This window comes from Psychrobacter sp. 1U2 (assembly GCF_051847575.1).
The window spans coordinates 1-760 of sequence record NZ_JBPYDC010000954.1; the positions used below are offsets into that span (position 1 = coordinate 1).

General features: G+C 37.5%; 1 protein-coding gene. It reads left to right on the plus strand.

Annotated elements, in window-relative coordinates:
* On the plus strand, positions 1–181 hold a 181-nt coding region (locus tag ACS8FD_RS19760; RefSeq protein ID WP_439277119.1), incomplete at its 5' end, for a hypothetical protein.
* Positions 182–760 lie beyond the last annotated feature (579 nt).

Here is a 760-nt window from a genome sequence, read left to right on the forward strand (position 1 = left end):
TAAGTTTTATGAGCCTGAACAGTTGGCTGATAAGAAAGTAATTTGTGTGACCAATCTTGCCCCGCGAAAGATGAAGTTTGGTGTTTCAGAAGGCATGGTGTTGTCGACTGGTGATCCCAAAACAGGTTTAACGGTCGTTACCCTGCCTGATGACTGTGTCGTTGGTGATACCTTGGCATAAGTTTTGAGTGTAATGTGAAATAATAAAAAAGATGTCTACATGGCATCTTTTTTTGTGTCTTTTTGAATTTGTGTATTTTTTATAACGTAATGGCTAAAAACCGCTTTATATTGCTTTATAAAAGTGCCACAGCATTGTTTAATAATACCTATGACGAATGCGCTTTAATTTTTTATTGCGATAACTTACATTACTGTCATAATATAGGGGTTACATAGAATTCAGCTCCTATACATAACGATCGACGGAACGATTGCTTTATTGTTAACCTGCTATTTTGACATCAACATAGCATTGAACGGACCAATCTGCATTCTCCAATACTACTTTAAAGATCAAAGATCACGAAGACGAGTGCAAGCACTACTATGATTAGGCTTGATGAATCTGGTTTTTGGAATTGATACAACTTATGAGTTAATCTAATAATGACTATTGCTTCTACCCTACGCTTAAGCCTATATGGTGCTGCTATCAGCACCGCTCTTGGATTGATTGGCTGCTCAAACTCTACTGATACTGCAACAGCGACTAATGAAAATCCAGCAACTGATACTGACAAACCTGCCAAGACATTAG